The 16,156-nt window shown below is 69.4% G+C and carries 13 protein-coding genes; 4 read left to right on the forward strand and 9 right to left on the reverse strand.

The window, feature by feature from the left end; translation table 11 throughout:
* Positions 1-370 precede the first annotated feature (370 nt).
* The gene (locus tag ACIBJC_RS34705; protein ID WP_399299424.1) at positions 371-1,111 is read right to left on the reverse strand and encodes a hypothetical protein; all 741 of its coding nucleotides are present in this window, start codon (positions 1,109-1,111) and stop codon (positions 371-373) included.
* A 110-nt stretch (positions 1,112-1,221) separates the two neighbouring features.
* Entirely contained in the window at positions 1,222-2,505 is a 1,284-nt protein-coding gene (gene eccE / locus ACIBJC_RS34710) for a type VII secretion protein EccE (protein ID WP_399299427.1), read from the reverse strand.
* A 199-nt stretch (positions 2,506-2,704) separates the two neighbouring features.
* Here eccE and eccB point away from each other — a divergent pair, with 199 nt between their 5' ends.
* The 4 genes from eccB to ACIBJC_RS34730 all read left to right on the forward strand — a co-directional run bounded on the left by eccB (position 2,705) and on the right by ACIBJC_RS34730 (position 6,781).
* Complete coding sequence (gene eccB / locus ACIBJC_RS34715; protein WP_399299430.1) at positions 2,705-4,246, forward strand: type VII secretion protein EccB; 1,542 nt, start codon at positions 2,705-2,707, stop codon at positions 4,244-4,246.
* Positions 4,247-4,302: 56 nt separating this feature from the next.
* The gene (gene mycP, locus ACIBJC_RS34720) at positions 4,303-5,595 is read left to right on the forward strand and encodes a type VII secretion-associated serine protease mycosin (RefSeq protein WP_399299433.1); all 1,293 of its coding nucleotides are present in this window, start codon (positions 4,303-4,305) and stop codon (positions 5,593-5,595) included.
* A 472-nt stretch (positions 5,596-6,067) separates the two neighbouring features.
* The gene (locus ACIBJC_RS34725) at positions 6,068-6,415 is read left to right on the forward strand and encodes a WXG100 family type VII secretion target (RefSeq protein WP_329822965.1); all 348 of its coding nucleotides are present in this window, start codon (positions 6,068-6,070) and stop codon (positions 6,413-6,415) included.
* 57 nt (positions 6,416-6,472) lie between these two features.
* Entirely contained in the window at positions 6,473-6,781 is a 309-nt protein-coding gene (locus ACIBJC_RS34730) for a WXG100 family type VII secretion target (RefSeq protein ID WP_329822964.1), read from the forward strand.
* A gap of 99 nt (positions 6,782-6,880) precedes the next feature.
* Here the strand turns inward: ACIBJC_RS34730 and ACIBJC_RS34735 are convergent, their stop codons facing one another.
* From ACIBJC_RS34735 to eccCa, 7 genes are all read right to left on the reverse strand, one after another.
* Positions 6,881-7,114, reverse strand: coding sequence for a DUF397 domain-containing protein (locus ACIBJC_RS34735; protein WP_329822963.1), 234 nt, complete (start codon positions 7,112-7,114; stop codon positions 6,881-6,883).
* Between the two features lie 537 nt (positions 7,115-7,651).
* Positions 7,652-8,590, reverse strand: a complete 939-nt coding sequence (locus tag ACIBJC_RS34740) for a hypothetical protein (RefSeq protein WP_399299437.1) — start codon at positions 8,588-8,590, stop codon at positions 7,652-7,654.
* An 83-nt stretch (positions 8,591-8,673) separates the two neighbouring features.
* Entirely contained in the window at positions 8,674-9,498 is an 825-nt protein-coding gene (locus tag ACIBJC_RS34745) for a hypothetical protein (protein ID WP_399299440.1), read from the reverse strand.
* 58 nt (positions 9,499-9,556) lie between these two features.
* Positions 9,557-10,015 carry a hypothetical protein gene (locus ACIBJC_RS34750; RefSeq protein ID WP_399299443.1) on the reverse strand — a complete coding sequence of 153 codons (459 nt, stop codon included), beginning with the start codon at positions 10,013-10,015 and terminating at the stop codon, positions 9,557-9,559.
* Between the two features lie 211 nt (positions 10,016-10,226).
* The gene (locus tag ACIBJC_RS34755; RefSeq protein WP_399299447.1) at positions 10,227-11,642 is read right to left on the reverse strand and encodes a hypothetical protein; all 1,416 of its coding nucleotides are present in this window, start codon (positions 11,640-11,642) and stop codon (positions 10,227-10,229) included.
* 50 nt (positions 11,643-11,692) lie between these two features.
* Positions 11,693-12,118 carry a hypothetical protein gene (locus ACIBJC_RS34760; RefSeq protein WP_399299450.1) on the reverse strand — a complete coding sequence of 142 codons (426 nt, stop codon included), beginning with the start codon at positions 12,116-12,118 and terminating at the stop codon, positions 11,693-11,695.
* A 79-nt stretch (positions 12,119-12,197) separates the two neighbouring features.
* Entirely contained in the window at positions 12,198-16,148 is a 3,951-nt protein-coding gene (gene eccCa / locus ACIBJC_RS34765; RefSeq protein ID WP_399299453.1) for a type VII secretion protein EccCa, read from the reverse strand.
* Positions 16,149-16,156: the final 8 nt, after the last annotated feature.

Genomic DNA, 16,156 nt, shown 5'->3' on the forward strand with positions numbered 1-16,156 from the left:
TGGTGTGGTCGAGCACCCTTGTGCCGTGGTGGGTGGGGGCGGCCGAAATCCGTCACTCCGGTCCGCCCGGCTCTTCCCCTTACGGCGCGGCCGGTCTGCCCGCAGGTTCTCTGCTCCCGCGCCCACACCCACCCTAATCGCCAACGGTGCCGATACGGCAGGGCGGACCGCCCCGTCAACGCCCGCCCCGTACGTCGCGTCCTGTCCCCAAGTGACCCCGGTGGCGCGGAACGTGAGGTTCCGGCCCCGTACGGGGCGGGCACACCGGAGTATGAGAACGGTGCAAGGGCGGTCGAATCGGCATATCCGCCCCTGTGCTGACGGGTGGAATCGCGCCGGGTGGGCAGCGCCGTGCGGGTACGGCGCCGCCTCAGTCCATCCGGCGCGCGCTGCCCAACAATCCGGTCTCGGCGTCCGTCGCCTGCGTCATCACGAACTGCCGGTCCCGCGCGGTGCACCAGAGGGTGACCCCGTCCGAGAGCGTCGACAGCGCCTCGGTCTCGGCACGCGGCAGGCTCATGATCCGGCCGATCTGCACCGCTTCGTCCGGCGACACCCGCTGAAGGCCGACGAGCGCCGACTTCTCCATCAGCCGCGGCGCCACCGGGCTGAGATACGGCAGCAGCGTCAGCACCGACTGCCACGGCGCCGACACCACGCGCCCGCGCGGCGGCCGCATCCCGCAGTCCCGCACCACGAGCACCGGGCTGCCGGCCGAGGCGCCCTGCGGCGGCACCCGCCCCACGTCGTGCAGCGAGATGCAGGGAGTTCCCCCGCCCGCCGCCTGTGCCAGCCCCGTCCAGGCATGAGCCCGGCCCGTCTCCACCGCGATCCGCGCGCCGGTCGCGGCGGCCCGGAGCACCAGCACCTGGGCCGTCCACAGGCCACCGATCAGCGTGATGTCGTACGGAGTGGGCCGGTTGACGCCGAGCACGGCGGGCCGGTTCCCCGCGTCCACGCCGATCACCACCCCGTCGTCCCCGACCGGCAGCGCGAGCGCCTCCAACTGGTCGACGGAGAGCGCGTGGCGCTCACGGCGCGGCCCGATCAGCCCGAAGCCGATCCGCGGCTTGCCCCGGCCCCTGACCGGCTCCCGCATCATCGCGGGCATCGAAGCCCCCGCCCCCGCCGGACCGGGGCCAGCCCCCGCCGGACCGGGACCAGGGCCAGGACCCGCACCAGAAGCCGATGCGGGCGCGGACCCCGTTGTCGGTACGGACATCAGCGAGTACCCCCGAGCGGAAGAGTGGCGAGCATCGCGGGCACCTGCTCGCGGTCCAGACGCACCAGCCCGGTCTTCACCCCGCGGGCCGCGCGCTCCAGTTCATGACGGGCGGTCACCAGCTCCTCGTCGCTGCGCCCCGTGATCCGTACATGTCCGCTGACCGTCACCCCCTGCCGCTCGCCGCGCCCCAGCGTGAGACTGAAGGTCGTGGCCAGTGCCGGGATCGACGTGAGCAGCGCGACGAGTTGCGGCATCGGCGCACCGCCGCCGCCCAGCTCCGGCCAGCGCGCCACCCAGTACGAGGTGTGCCTGCGGTCGTCACAGCGCCACGTACGCGACGTCTCCGTCGTCCGCCGTACGGGCGTCTCCGTACGTCCCGCCTGCGCTATGGCCAGGGGATTGGCGCACGACGAGACGGCTATCGCCGCGGTCAGCTCCTGCTCGGTCAGCACCGCCGCGCGGAATCCGGCCCCCGCCAGCCGGCTGGAGAGCTGGTCCGCCGCGCGCACCACACACTTCTGTGCGCCCACCAGACCACCGCCCCGCGCCGCCACCGCCTCGGGGCAGAGCTCGGGGTCGAGCTTGAGCGCTATCCACGTGATCCGCACGGCCGGGGAGCCCGTCTGGGCCTGCAGCGGCGCGTAGTTGCGGGCCGCCACCGACTGCTCCGGCAGATGCGGGGCGGGCGCGGGCTGCGTGTGCTGCACGATCTGGGCCGACTCCAGCCGTACGTCGTCCACGTCCAGCGCGTCCCGTACGAGACGGACGGGCAGCGGCCTGGCCGAGCGGTCGGGCCGCAGCGCTGTGGCGTCCGACTCGACCTGGAGCACCACCGTCAGGAACGTACCGTCGCCGATCATCCCGACCGGGCGCCGGTCACGGTCGCTGTACGCGTACGTACGCAGCGCCGGGTCGCACTCCACGGCGGGCGCCAGCCCCGGCTCCGTACCGGCGGGAACGACCAGGGAGGCGGCCCTGCGCGTCCGGGCGCGCAGTGCGAGGGCGGTCGCGAGCCAGTCGGGGAGCGCGCGCCGGTGCCTGCGCACCAGGGCGAGCAGCACCAGCAGCGCGGCGAGCACACCGGCCGGGACCAGCAACAGGGGACTGATCACCCACGCCACCAGCAGCAGAGCGGCCGCCAGCTCGATCAGTACGAGTTGTTGCATTCGAAAAGGTCCGAAATGCCCTGGCCGCGCCTTCAGTCCGGGCGTCGCCTGGCCTGGGGAGGCGACGGCGGACGGCGCGGTCGCGGCAGGCCGCGTCTGCGTCGCTGAAGCCATGATGGAGAAACCCCCCAATTCGTCCCGATCACCCTGGCCGACCAGGGTGTTGGCAGCTCGGTCAGCCTACCCGCCCCACCACCACGCCCGGCCTACAGGCATAGTAGGGGGCCGGTCCGACAGTCAGGCAGGGCCCGGGGGCCATGCCGACGTGCCCTGCCCCCGGGGGCGACCGAGCCTTTTTCATCGATGGGGACTCATGGCATCACGGCGGGATGAGCTCAACGCGTACACCTTCGCGAAGAAGCGCACGGTGGCCGCATTTCTCCAACCCTCGGCCACCACCGCGGAGGAGGGCGCGCCCAGACCGTTGCGCGCCGTCGTCCCCGGCCTGATCGTCGGCGCGCTGATCCTGGCGGGGTTCGGGGCGTGGGGGATGTTCAAGCCCACCGCGCCCAAGGACTGGGCCAAGCCGGACACCAAGGTGATCGTCGGCAAGGACTCCACCACCCGTTACGTCGTGCTGAGCACCGGCAAGGGGAAGCAGAAGGAGACGCTCCTCCACCCCGTGCTGAACCTGGCGTCGGCGCGACTCCTGCTCACTCCGAAGGAGTTCGCGGTCATCCAGGTGCCCGACAAGATCCTGGACGCGGGCAAGCCCCCGCGCGGCCCCGTCCTCGGCATTCCGTACGCCCCGGACCGGCTCCCCAGCGACACGGAGGCGGCCGAGCCCAAGCGGTGGGCCGTCTGCGAGCAGCCGGGCGGTGGCAAGGGCGGCAGCGTACAGAAGGCCGCGTTCCTCTTCGCCGACCGTGACTTCGCCAGGACGGACGGCGGGCAGCGGCTGACCGGCGCGCAGGTGCTGTACGTGAAGGGCCAGAAGGGGGCCCGCTATCTGGTCGACGCCAAGGGTACGAAGTACCTGGTCCGCGACAAGCCGAGCGACAACCTCACCCGCGCGCTCGTCGGCGACCGGGAGCCGCAGTCCGTGACCGACGACTGGCTGGCCACGCTGCACACCGGCAGCTCCGTCGACTTCCCCGAGGTCCCCGGACAGGTCGCCTCGGACGCGGGCGCCGGCGGCGGGCTCACCGAGGAGCAGGACCGGGTCGGGAAGGTGCTGCTCGCGCAGACCGGCGCAGGGCCGCAGCACTACGTCGTCCTCCAGGGCAAGGTCCAGCCGGTGTCGGAGTTCACCGCCTGGCTGCTGATCAACTCCCCGCAGACCGGCGACCTGGACATGGGCGGCGAGGCCGACACCGTGGACGCGCAGTCGATCACCCCCGACACGGAGACCTTCGGCGCGGAGAACCGCTGGCCCGAGCGGCGCGCCACCCAGGTCAACACGGAGAGCGGCGAAGGCGCCCGCGACACCGTGTGCAGCGTGCTCCGATCCGTCGACGACAAGGGCCGCGCGACCCTGTCCACCTGGGCCGGCGCGGCGTACCCCGCGGACATCACCGCGGCGGGCACGAGCACGTACGTCACCCCGGGCAGCGGGCTGCTCTACACGCAGGTGCGAGGGCGGCAGACCAACCCCGACGGTTCGCTCTTCCTGGTGACGGACACAGGACTGCGGTACGCGGTTCAGGCGAACGGGGACAGCGACGCCGCGCGTTCGGACATCGGCACCGGGGAGCGGCAGGAGCAGCAGGACGGCCGCCCCGAGCCCAGTGAGGCACAGATAAGGCTCGGCTACGAGAAGGTCACCCCGGCCCTGGTCCCGATCGCCTGGTCGGAGTTCCTGTCGAAGGGGCCGCGCCTCGACACCAACAGCGCCCGCCAGCCGCAGGGCTCGTGAGGGAGGACCGGGACCCGATGCCGCAGATGCCCCACGTACGCATGCCTCACGTACGCATGCTTCACCTGCGCCTGCCTCACGTACGCGTGAAAACCGCCCTGGTGGCCGCCGTGACGGCCCTGACGGGACTGACGGCGCTCCCCCCTGCCCACGCCGCACAACGGCCCGCAGAGGGGCCTGGAGCGGCGTCCTGGAGCCTCGGGATAAACGGCAGCGGCGAATGCTCGTTCCCGATGAAGAAGCAGATCGAGGGCACCCCCTGGCCCCTCCAGCGCGTGATACTCGACGAACTGTGGGCGGACACCAAGGGCAAGGGGGTGCGCGTCGCGGTCATCGACACCGGGGTCGACAACACCAACCGGCAGCTCAGGAAGGCCGTCGACACCTCCGCGGGCACCGAGTTCCTGGCCAAGAAGATGGAGAAGGGCGCCGACGGCGACGGTACGGACGACAAGGTCGGCCACGGCACCAAGGTCGCCGGGATCATCGCCGCGCGCCCCCGCAAGGGCACCGGATTCGTCGGACTGGCCCCTGAGGCCACCATCATCCCGATCCGCCAGAACGACGAGAAGAACAGCGGCCAGGACACCACGATGGCCGACTCGATCGACCACGCCATCGCCAAGAAGGCCGATGTCATCAACATCTCCCAGGACACGACGAAGCCGTTGACGGAGGACTCCGCCCTGGGGCGCGCCGTACGCCGCGCACTCGACCAGGAGATCGTGGTCGTCGCCTCGGCCGGCAACGACGGGGTCGACGGGGCGCGCAAGAACACCTACCCGGCGGCCTTCGAGGGCGTCCTCGCGGTCGCCGCCTCCGACCGCAACAACGAACGCGCGGCGTTCTCCCAGTCCGGCGCGTTCGTGGGGGTGGCGGCGCCGGGCGTGGACATCGTCTCCACCGTCCCCGGCAACGGCCAGTGCGTCGACAACGGCACGAGCTTCTCCGCCCCGTACGTCGCGGGCGTCGCCGCGCTGCTGCGCGCCAAGCACCCGCAGTGGAAGGCCCACCAGATCGTCGCGCAGATCGAGCAGACCGCCGAACGCAGCGTCAACGGCCATGACGACTTCGTCGGGTGGGGTGTCGTCGACCCGCTCCGCGCGCTGACCGAGGACGACCGCGCGCCCGAGTCCCCGCGCCCCGACGCGGGCCCGCCCAAGGCGCCCGCGCCCGAGCCCGCGCACCTCGCGCTCTCCGAGACGACCCAGGAGCGGTCGGAACGGTACGCCACGTACGCCCTGGGGATCGGCGGAGTGCTCGTCGCGGTCGTCGCGGGATCGGCCACGGTGCTACGGGACCTGCGACGGCGGGACTCACGGCGCCGGAGCCCACGACGGCGGGCCTGAGAGAGCGGATCATAAGGACAGCGGACCTGAAGGGCGGCGGACCTGAGACGGCGCCGTACGGTGCCGCCCCGCTGTGCGACGAGTTCCGGCGAGTGAAGACGAGTGAAGTCGATCTCTCTCCCGAAACCGGTGTTGGGGCCGGGAGGGGATATGGCTAAAGTGACCGTGGCTTCACGAGTGCGATGAAGCCCATGGGGTCGACGGGGGTCATGGGGGACCTGACATGGCGGGGGACATGCTGGACGGCGGAGAGGATTCCCGCCCTCCGGTCAGCGAGGCGTACCGCCCCTTCCGACGGGAAATCCATCCTCACCCATTGCTTCCCCCTCTTCTGAGACACGGGGGCAAGCGCGACGTACGTACGGGAACGTCCGGGGCACACACCACGGCCGGTTCCTGCGGCGCGCGCGAAGAGAAGAAGCCCGGCGGCGATCGCGTGTGCCGGGCCGGGAACCGATAGATAGGACTCCGGATGAGCAGCCCCGCAGGTGGGTTCGGACTTTCAGACGACCCGATCGTCCAGGCGAAGACCAAGATCACGGAGACCAAGGAGCAGGTCTCCAAGCAGGCCAGGGAGCTGGCCGACATCATCGCGACGGTCAGCGCCGGATGGACGGGTGTCGGCGCCTCGGGCTTCGTCTCGGCCCAGGTGATGATCAACGAGGATCACGACGCGATCCTCCGTCTGCTCAGCGTCCTGGAGAACGCCGTCGGCCAGACGAAGAACCTGAGCAACGAGCAGGACGACGAGGTCCGGGCCCAGTTCGCGGCCGCCAGGACCGAGGCCGCCCAGAACACCTCGGGTCTCAACAACATCTGACACGACCGACCCGCTCGCGGCCGTACGGCCGATCGACCACATATCGAGGAGAACAGCATGGCCGGCACAGATCCGGGCACCCGGGTTCGGTACGAGAGCGTCCAGGAGATGGCCAACCGCATCCGGACGGTCTCGAAGAACATCATCAAGGACCTCGAAGAGATGGACCAGGCGCTCAAGGTGGTGACCGACACCTGGGACGGTGAGGCTCACGGGGAGTACGAGGCCCTCCAGCGCAAGTACAAGGGCAACGCCACGCACATGAGGGATCAGTTGGAGAAGGTCGCCAAGCTGATCGAGAGCGGCAAGGACGGGTACCGCGCCACCGACGTGAAGGCGTCGCGGTACTTCACCGAGGCGTACTGACCGGTCCCGGCCGGGAAACACGGGGAGGGGCACGCACCGTACCGGGCGTGCCCCTCGGCCGTCCTCCGGCCGCCTTCCGGCCCTACCGGGGCTCCCGGCTCACTTCAGGTCGAACTCCCCGTCCCTCGCCCCGAGTACGAACGCCCGCCACTCGGCCTCGGTGTACCGCAGCACGGTGTCGTGGTCCATCGACGACCGCATCGCGACGGCCCCGCCCGGGAGATAGGCGATCTCCACCCGCTCCTCGTCCGGACTGGTGCCGGGAGCGCCCTGCCACTCCACGCCACTGATGTCGAGCGCGTACAGCTCGTCCTTCTCCTGCTGAGTACCCATCAGGGGCCTCCCCTTCTTCGTCACGGTACGGAGTCGCAGACCAAGGTATCCGTAGTCGGTGGCGCCCCTCGCACAGGTGCCCCGTTCGAAGGGGAACGCGGCACTCTCCGAGGGGACTTCCAGCGAGAACCGCACGTCGCCGGTGCCCGGTCCGACGGCCGTCCGTTCGACCGTGCAACGTCGAGCCTCTCCGGCGTCCTCGCCGGTCAGCCGCCCCGTTCCGGGGAAGGCCCGCTGGAAGTCGTCGGCCGACAGCCTGCCGTGACAGACCTTCTCCGGGCCGAAGGCATGGGTTTCGAAGGTGAGGAACAGCCCGGCGACGAGGGCGAGAACAGTCGGCACGACAGCGGCCGACCATTGCGCGCGTCGGGAGCGCGGCATACGTACGGGCACGGAACGTCGATCTCATCCGAGGCTGGTCGCGGCGTCACTGCGAAGAGCTGGAACAGGACCGCTCGGCTTCTCCGGGCGGTCGCGGATTCCTTCGAGGGCCATCTGAAGGGATGCCTGAAGAGACATCCGGTACCGGCGGATCACTCACCCCAGCGAGCGGAGCGAGTCGTCGTAGGCCGAATCGGCAGCAGCGCGGCCGGTCCGCACCAGGCCGTTCAGCGTCTTGTCGTCCGTCTTCCTGGCCACCGACCAGATCTCCACGAGACGGACACCCTGTTCCCGTAGGGCCGGGAACGCGTCTTCGCCCTTGGCGGAGCGCAACGCGGACCTCCATGTCCCCACGAGGTGGCGGACGGGATCATCCGCGTACGAGGCCGGCTGGACCGGCCCGTCCTCCAGCTTCGCCACCACCGTGCTCCGCCAGTCCTTCGCCTCTTCGCTGTCGCGGCTGCGCAGCACGTCCGCCGCCACGGCGTCCAGAGTCGCCAGCACCCGTGCGCTGCTCGACACGGGAGCGGACAGGCCGAAGCCACGGGCGCCCTCGGTCACGTCCGCCAGTGCCGCGGAGGCGCGCAGGGTCTGCGCGTCGCGCACGGCGACGTAGGCGAGCGGGTCGTCCGACACCGCGCGCACCACGTGGAGCAGTTCGTTCCGGGGAACGGCCATGTGGTAGCCGTCATCGCTGCCCCAGGGGCCAGCGGAGGAAGCGCCGTTCCGTCCGTACTCGGCGTCTCCGGCACCGAGGAGGGCATGGACGTCGCCCGCGTAGTCCGCCAGCGCGTGAGCCACGGGAGCACGGAGACCGGGATCGAGCGTGCGGTCCGCACGCCGCTCGACGTCCTCGGCGAGCGCGGGCAGCACTCTCCTCATGGCGAGGGCCTGCCCGGAGGTGTGCCGGCCCGACGAGTCGGCGACGGTCGCCATCCGGATGGCCTCGCCGAGGTCCGCACAGCTCATCCCGGGGCGGCTGCCCTTGCCGAGTGCTTCCTGAACACGCCGGTCCGCGAGCAGGCCCGCACAGGGCGTCGAGCTCTCACCGGTGCCCAGGAGCAGCCATGCCCCGAGCGCTCCGACCGCCGCCAACGCTGCTGCGATCGCCGACCCGGTTCTACGGAGTCGGTGCGTACGCGGTGGGGACTCTTCGAAACGATCTTCCTCGGTATGGGTCAACGGCGGGTGAATTCCTTCTCTTCAGGGAGAATTCCGGTGATCATTTCCCATATTCTCTTTGCCGGTACGGGGACGAGTCTCAGGAGGCTGTCGGGCCCGACCTGCCCTTCCAGTACGGGTTCCGCCGGTAGTTCCCGGTGCCAGTAGCCGAGCGGTCCGCAGTCCCAGATGCCGAAACCACGTACCTTCGTTCCCTTTTTCCCTTCGTCCTCGCCGTGCCAGGCCGCGGTCATCCGCCAGCTCGACCGCAGTTCGCTGATCATGTTGGCGAGGAGGGAGAGCGTGGGATCCGCCAGGCCTTCGACTTCTGCCAGGGCCCTCGTCACGTGTTCGGCAGGGTCCTCGGAACCGGCGGGCAGGGTGCTCAGGCTGTCGAGCCCCGCGTCGAGTGCTCCGACGGTGCTCTCCACGGACGGAACACCGGTGTTGACGGGTTCGGCACGCTGCAGATTCACCATGTGGGCCAGAGCCCAGACCATCATCTGCGGCTCGATCCGAGCGTATTCCACCTCGGTCTCGCCGGGCCAGGAATCATGGGAGAAGACGGAACCGTTTCCGACGATCATGCCGTGGTTCAGCCGGCCGTGCGGACCGATGGTCTCCACACTGATGACCACCACCGGATCGGCGAGTGTGGCGGCCAATGGCGCGAGGGCGCTGGCGAAAGCGCCTGAATCATCTATCAGGCCGGCATCCAGCATCTCCCTCCGCGCCGGACCGAGGGCGGGCGGCACCTGCTCTCCGGTGGCCAGGTGGCCCATGACCGCGACGTTTTCCTCCGACAGCCGGAAACGTGCCCTGGAACTGTCATGCGACGGCATTCATTTACTCCCCGTATTGACTGCTGGTTCATTGAGAGGCGAAGCCTCGGTCCGTTGTTCAGGAAAACATGTCGAGGATCCGTGCCACGGCGGACCGAATGGCTCCCCCCAGCGTCAGATTGGCCCTGTTGGCGCCTGTGAAGACGACGGCGATGGAGATGTCGACAGGGTCGGCCGGACCGTTCACGTCGACAGATTGGTATTTCTTCTTCCCATGGCCTTTCTGGGCAACCTTGATGCGTACTCCATCGCGGGCCAGGACATAGCCCTTTCCTCGCCCGGTGGCGGTGCAGGTGTACTTGCGTTCCGCGTTGACCAGGCGTAGCGAGCGGCCTCTCTTTGTCACGGCCCACCGTCGCCTGGTCAAAGAAACCGGCGTGCTGCCGATGCGGAGTTCCATGAGGGACAGGGACGGGCTGCTCCCGTCCGCGAAGCCCTCGAACCACGAATCCGGGATCCGTTCACCACTGACTTCGACACGGGCTCGGGTGTTCTGGCGCACCGTGGGGTACTTCACGACTACCTCGCCGAAAGCATCCGAGGTGCCTCGCCAGCCGAACTGATGGGTCGATCGATGTCCATTCCGGGTCTCCCAGAATTCAAGGGTGAACGACGTTCTATTCATTTCTCTCCCAAGGTTTCCAGGACTCCGAGGCTTCCTCGGACATCGGATTCTGGGCAGGGTGTCGGAACGGTTCCGAAATCACCACGCATATCGATCATGGTATTCAGTCGAACGGGTTGAGGAATCCGCCGACCTTCTTCGCGCCCGAGGAAATCGAGGAACCGACTTCGCTCGCCTTGTCGCCGACCCACTCCGTCGCTTTTTCTGTGCCGCCCTTGATGGAGTCCCAGTTGTCCCAGACCAGGGCTCCGCCATAGGCCACGCCGGTTCCCACGGCGAGACCGATGGTTACCGGGTTGGGTGCGACCATTGCCGCGGTGAGCGACGCGTTGAACGCTGTTCCTGTGAGATCTGCGGCGAACTTCGAGGGATCCTTGCTGATCTGTTCCGAATCGTAGGTCGCGAGATTCGCGACCCCCCACACCGTTGCCCCGGCCGATCCCACGACTCCCGCACCGCGCATCCAGCCCGCCGCCTTGGCCGCGTTGGCGAGACCGCCGTTCTTCGCCACGGTCAGAAGGTTTGCCTCGGCGGCCGAAGGCATGAAGAACGAGCCGTTCTTCATGTAACCGCCGAGCATCGCGGCCTCGTCGGACCCGGTGATCGCCGTGACGAGTCCGTTGGGCAGCCGACTGTAAAGCCCGCCGACGCGAGGAATTCCTGCCAGCCTGGAACTGTTGTCATTGACGAGCTTGCCCAGGAAAGTGCCCGGCGCGGTGAGTGCTTTCGAAGGGTCCTTGAAATACTTGTAGAGACTCAGACCCTTCCCGAGTGAAATTCCTGCAGCAGTGGAAAACGCCGCGAGAGTGGTGGTCCCCGAGAGGTAGCTCTTCAGCAGGTTGCCGAACTGCTCACTCCCGGTGACCCTCGTGGCCACCTGGCCCTGGACGCGCAGGAGATAGTCGTCGAGGGTCTCGTCGTCGCGCATCTTCCACGCGTTGAGGTTCGTCTGGGAGCCGGGAGTTTCGAGAGTGCCCTTCGCCTCTCGATTGAAACCGTTGCCGCCGTTGGTCCCCTCGGCCGCCGCTACCAGAGCCGTCCTGATCTCCTGGTCGAATTCATTGACGGCCTTGACCCGGTCCTTTATGAGCTTCGCCCACGACTCCTCGGCCTTGCGGACGCCGGTCAGATAGTCCGGGTCGTGATGCATGGCGTTCTTCTCACCAGGGGTGAGTTTGTCGTAGTCGTACGCCACGTCCCCCTGGGCGGATACCTTCATTCCCGCCGCGATGGCATCGTCGCGTGCGGACTGGACCTTCTTCTTGAGGTCGACGAACTGTGTGTGCGCCTGGCGCAGCAGGCTCGCTATCGCCTTGGCCTCCGTCTGGGCGCCCGAGTATTCGCCCCGCGTGGCGGCAGACCTCACAGAGGCGGCGCCGGCGCTGGCGCCGCTCCATGCGGGCCCGTTGGTGACCTTCTGGACCGCTTCTTCGTAGCGATCGTCCACCTTTTTGAACTCGCCCGCCATGCTCTGCCACTTGTCGGCGGCACTGGTGAGCTTGCCGAGGTCGGCTGTCATGACATCGTTATACGTCAGCATGGTTCACTCCCCGTACGTGAGCCGACGGACTACAGATTGTTGAGCTTCGACCTGAGCGGAGCGAAACCGGAATCAATCTCGACATCGTTCCGCACGAAGAGGCCGGACGTGGCCCGGAGGGCGCCCTTTTCCGCCGAGAGTCGCCCCATCAGGGCCTTCACCTGCTTTTCCCAGGTCTCCTGCACCTTTTTCAGGCCCGCTGCCGTTTCCCAGCCCTCCAGGTCCGTGACAGCGTTTCCGGACGTCTCGTCCGCCCAGGCACCGGCCTTTTTGGTGTTCGGCTCCAGTTCCGTTTCTATGGTGTTCGCCGCCGACGACTTCTGGGCGGGTGTCGCCGCCAGGTCCTCTGTTCCTGGAAGCAGCGGGCCCGTTCCGGCGCTGTTCAGCCGCATCCCCGTCGACTGGCTCGCGGTGGCGTCGGAGCGCAGCCGGCCCCACTCCTCGTCAAATCCCATGATCTCTCTCCCCGTTGTGAAATCTGTTCAGGTGCACGCGTGCGCCGGGCGTGTACCGCACACGCCCGGCGCACGCACCTCACACTCCCGGCAGCCGCCCCGTCTGCACCAGCGGATTGCCGCGCTTGCGCGAGGCGAAGTAGCCACGGCCCGGCGGCATCGGAGTCGCCCGTACGCGGCCGATCAGGTCGCCCTCGGACGGGTCGCCCGACAGGACCACTCCCTGGGCGCCCAGTTCCAGTACGCGCTGCATGAACGGCTCGTACAGGGCCCGTGAGGCGCCCGCCGCGTTCCGCGCGATGATGAAGCGGACCCCGGTGTCCCGGGCGAAGGGCAGGTACTCCGCGAGCGGGGCCAGCGGATTGCCCGAGTTGGTCGCCACCAGGTCGTAGTCGTCGACGATGATGAAGATCTGCGGCCCGCTCCACCAGCTCCGGTCCCTGAGCTGCTGCGGTGTGACGTCCGTCGGGGGCTGGCGGCGCGCGAAGACGCCGCCCAGCGCCTCCATGTGCATCTGCATGGACGAGGCCATCGGCGCGTACTCCAGCAGGTGGGGCTCCGACAGCGCCCCCAGCAGCGTCCGCCGGTAGTCACCGACCACGAACTTCGCCTGGTCGGGGGTGTACCGCTCGGCGAGCTGCTTCGCGATCAGCCGCAGCAGGTTGGTCTTGCCGGACTCGCTCTCGCCGAAGACCAGGAAGAACGGGTCGGTCTCGAAGTCGACGAACACCGGCTCCAGATTGGTCTCGTCGATCGCGACCGCGATGCCGGACTGCGGGAACTCGAACCCCTTGGGCAACTGGTCGGCGGGGAGCTTGCGCGGCAGCAGCCGCACCGTCGGGGCCGCCTGGCCCGCCCAGTGCGTCCTCGCCGCCCGTACGAACGCCGCCGTACCCTCCGAGAGGTCCGCGGCGCCGCTCACCCCGTCGACGCGCGGCAGGCCGCCCATGAAGTGCAGCTTCTGCGGCACCTGACCGCGGCCCGGCACCCCCGGCGGGACGTTCGCCGCGACCTTGCGGTCGAACTCGGAGTCCATGACGTCGCCGAGCCGCAGCTCCAGCCGGCCGAGCATCTGGTCCTTGAGCGCCGCACGCACCTCCATGTAGCGCGCGGCGGTGACCACGACATGGACGCCGTAACCGAGACCGCGCGCGGCGATGTCGGAGATGATCGGCTCCAGCATGTCGTAGTCGTTCCTGAAACCGCCCCAGCCGTCGATGACCAGGAAGACGTCGCCCCACGCCTCGCCGGGCAGTTCGCCCGCGGCGCGCTTGCGCCGGTACGTGGCGATCGAGTCGATGCCGTTCGCGCGGAAGAACTCCTCGCGCCGGTTGAGGACGCCCAGGACCTCCGCGACGGTGCGCCGCACCCGCTCCGGGTCCAGCCGTGACGCGACCCCGCCGACATGCGGCAGCTCCGCCAGCGACGCGAGCCCGCCGCCGCCGAAGTCCAGCGCGTAGAACTGCACTTCACGCGGTGTGTGGGTGAGGGCGAACGACGAGATCAGCGTCCGCATCAGGGTCGACTTGCCGGACTGCGGGCCGCCCACGACCAGCATGTGCCCCGCCGCCCCGGAGAAGTCCCGGTAGAGCACCTCACGGCGCTGCTCGAAGGGCTTGTCGATCAGCCCGAGCGGTACGGTCAGCCCGCCGGGCCGCGAGTACTCCGTCGCGTTCAGCCCGCGCGCCTCCGTCACCGCGATCCCCGGCAGCAACTGGTCCAGCGTCGGCGCCTCGTCCAGCGGCGGCAGCCACACCTGATGCGCGGGCACCCCCTGCCCGTCCAGCCGGCGCACGATGACGTCCAGCACCGTGTCCGCCAGCGCCTCGTCCTCCGACGGCGGTACGAACGCCGCCGACGGGTCCGGCGCCGCGTACACCACCGGCACCGGCGTCGCGGTGAACAGCACCGGCCGCCGCTCGACGGGGAGCTGACCCACCGACAGGTCCGGTCCGCCCGCGCGGTACGTGCCCGAGACGTACGCCGCCTTGAAGCGCGTCATCTCGTCCGTACCGAACTTCAGATACCCGGAGCCGGGCACCGACGGCAGGTGGTACGCGTCCGGCACCCCCAGCGCCGTACGCGACTCCGCCGCCGAGAACGTGCGCAGACCGATGCGGTAGGAGAGATACGTGTCGAGACCGCGCAGCTTGCCCTCCTCCAGCCGCTGCGAGGCCAGCAGCAGATGCACACCCAGCGAACGGCCGATCCGGCCGATCTGGATGAACATGTCGATGAAGTCGGGCTTGGCGGTCAGCAGCTCGGAGAACTCGTCGATGACGAGGACCAGAGAGGCGAGCGGTTCCAGCGCCGCGCCGGCCGCCCGCGCCTTCTCGTAGTCATGGATGTTGGCGTAGTTGCCGGCCGAACGCAGCAGCTCCTGACGGCGCTGCAGCTCTCCGCGGATCGCGTCCCCCATGCGGTCCACCAGCGTCAAGTCGTCCGCCAGGTTGGTGATGACCGCCGCCACGTGCGGCATCTGCGACATCCCCGCGAACGTGGCACCTCCTTTGAAGTCCGCGAGAACGAAGTTCAGCGTCTCCGAGGAGTGCGTGACCGCCAGCCCCAGCACCAGCGTGCGCAGCAGCTCCGACTTGCCGGACCCCGTCGCGCCGACACAGAGCCCGTGCGGCCCCATGCCCTCCTGCGCGGCCTCCTTGAGGTCCAGCATCACCGGACCGCCGTCCTCACCGACCCCGATCGGCACCCGCAGCCGCTCCGCCGTCGACCGGGGCCGCCACGTACGGGCCACGTCCACGGCCCCCGCGTCGCCCAGGCCCAGCAGATCCGTGAAGTCCAGGTTGGCCAGGAGCGGTTCGTCGTCGTCGCCCCCGCCCGTACGCAACGGGGCGAGCTGGCGCGCCAGCGCCTCCGCCGCGGGCAGCGAGATCCCGTCGGGCACCCCCTCGTACGCCAGGCCCCCGCCGGACTCCAGCCGCAGCCGCCCCGGCCGTACGACCACCGACAGGCCACCCCGCGGCTCGTCCAGCTCCCCGGGCACCACCTCGACGATCGTCACACCCTGCAGCCCCTCGGCCGCCGCGAACAGCGAGTCCGGCGGCACCATCCCGCCGTCCAGCACGACGAGCACATGCGGCTGGTCCAGCACCGGCGAACTGTCCCTGCCGAACCGCGGACGCCCCTCCAGCCTGCTCTGCAGCAGCCCCTCCAACTCCCCGAGGTCGTCGCCGAACAGCCGCTTCGTACCGGCCCCGTCGATCTGCCCGGGCACCTGCGTGTGCGGCAGCCACTTCGTCCACTCCCAGCGCCCCGCCGCGCCCGGCGACACCACCACCGCGACCATCAGGTCCTCACAGGAGTGCAGCGTCACCAACTGGGCGACCAGCGCACGCGCCGAGGCCTGCGCCGACTCCTGCTCACCGGAGACCGTCACGTGGTAGAAGGCGCGCATCGACACCGCCATCGGCAGCCCGTCCAGCGAGCCGTGCACCGCCAGGAACTGCTGCATCGCACCGGCGCACAGCGGCTCCAGCTCATCCACCGGCGCCGTCTCCGGGGCCACCAGCGGCGTGGCGAGCTGCTGCGCCCCCAGACCGATCCGCACCTGGACGAAGTCCTTGTCGCCCACGCGCCGTTCCCACACCCGCGACCCCTCGGCCACCACCGACCAGAGCTGTTCGGGGGAGGGGTGCAGGTAGAGCTGCGCGTCGCGCTGCGCCCGCGCCGTCCTGCGCACCGTACGCCGCGTCTGCGCCAGGTACTTGAGGTAGTCGCGCCGTACGTCGGCAATTTGCCCCTGCGTACCGCGGCGATACCGGACGATCTGCGCGGCGATCATCGCGACCGTCGAGAACAGCATCAGCACGCCCATGATCCGCATGAACGGCGGCGCCTGGGGCGAGAAGAAGAAGACCACCGACGAGCCCATGCCGAGCACCGGCAGGACCTGCATCAGCATGCCCTCCTGCTGACCGCGCGGCAGTTCGGGCGGCGCCTCCAAGGTCAGCGCATCCGAGGGCACTTCCGGCGGAAGGGACCGTGGCGGGCGTTTGACAATGATCTGGCTCACCGGCGTAT

It is taken from the genome of Streptomyces sp. NPDC050509, from assembly GCF_044457965.1.
Lineage (GTDB): Bacteria > Actinomycetota > Actinomycetes > Streptomycetales > Streptomycetaceae > Streptomyces.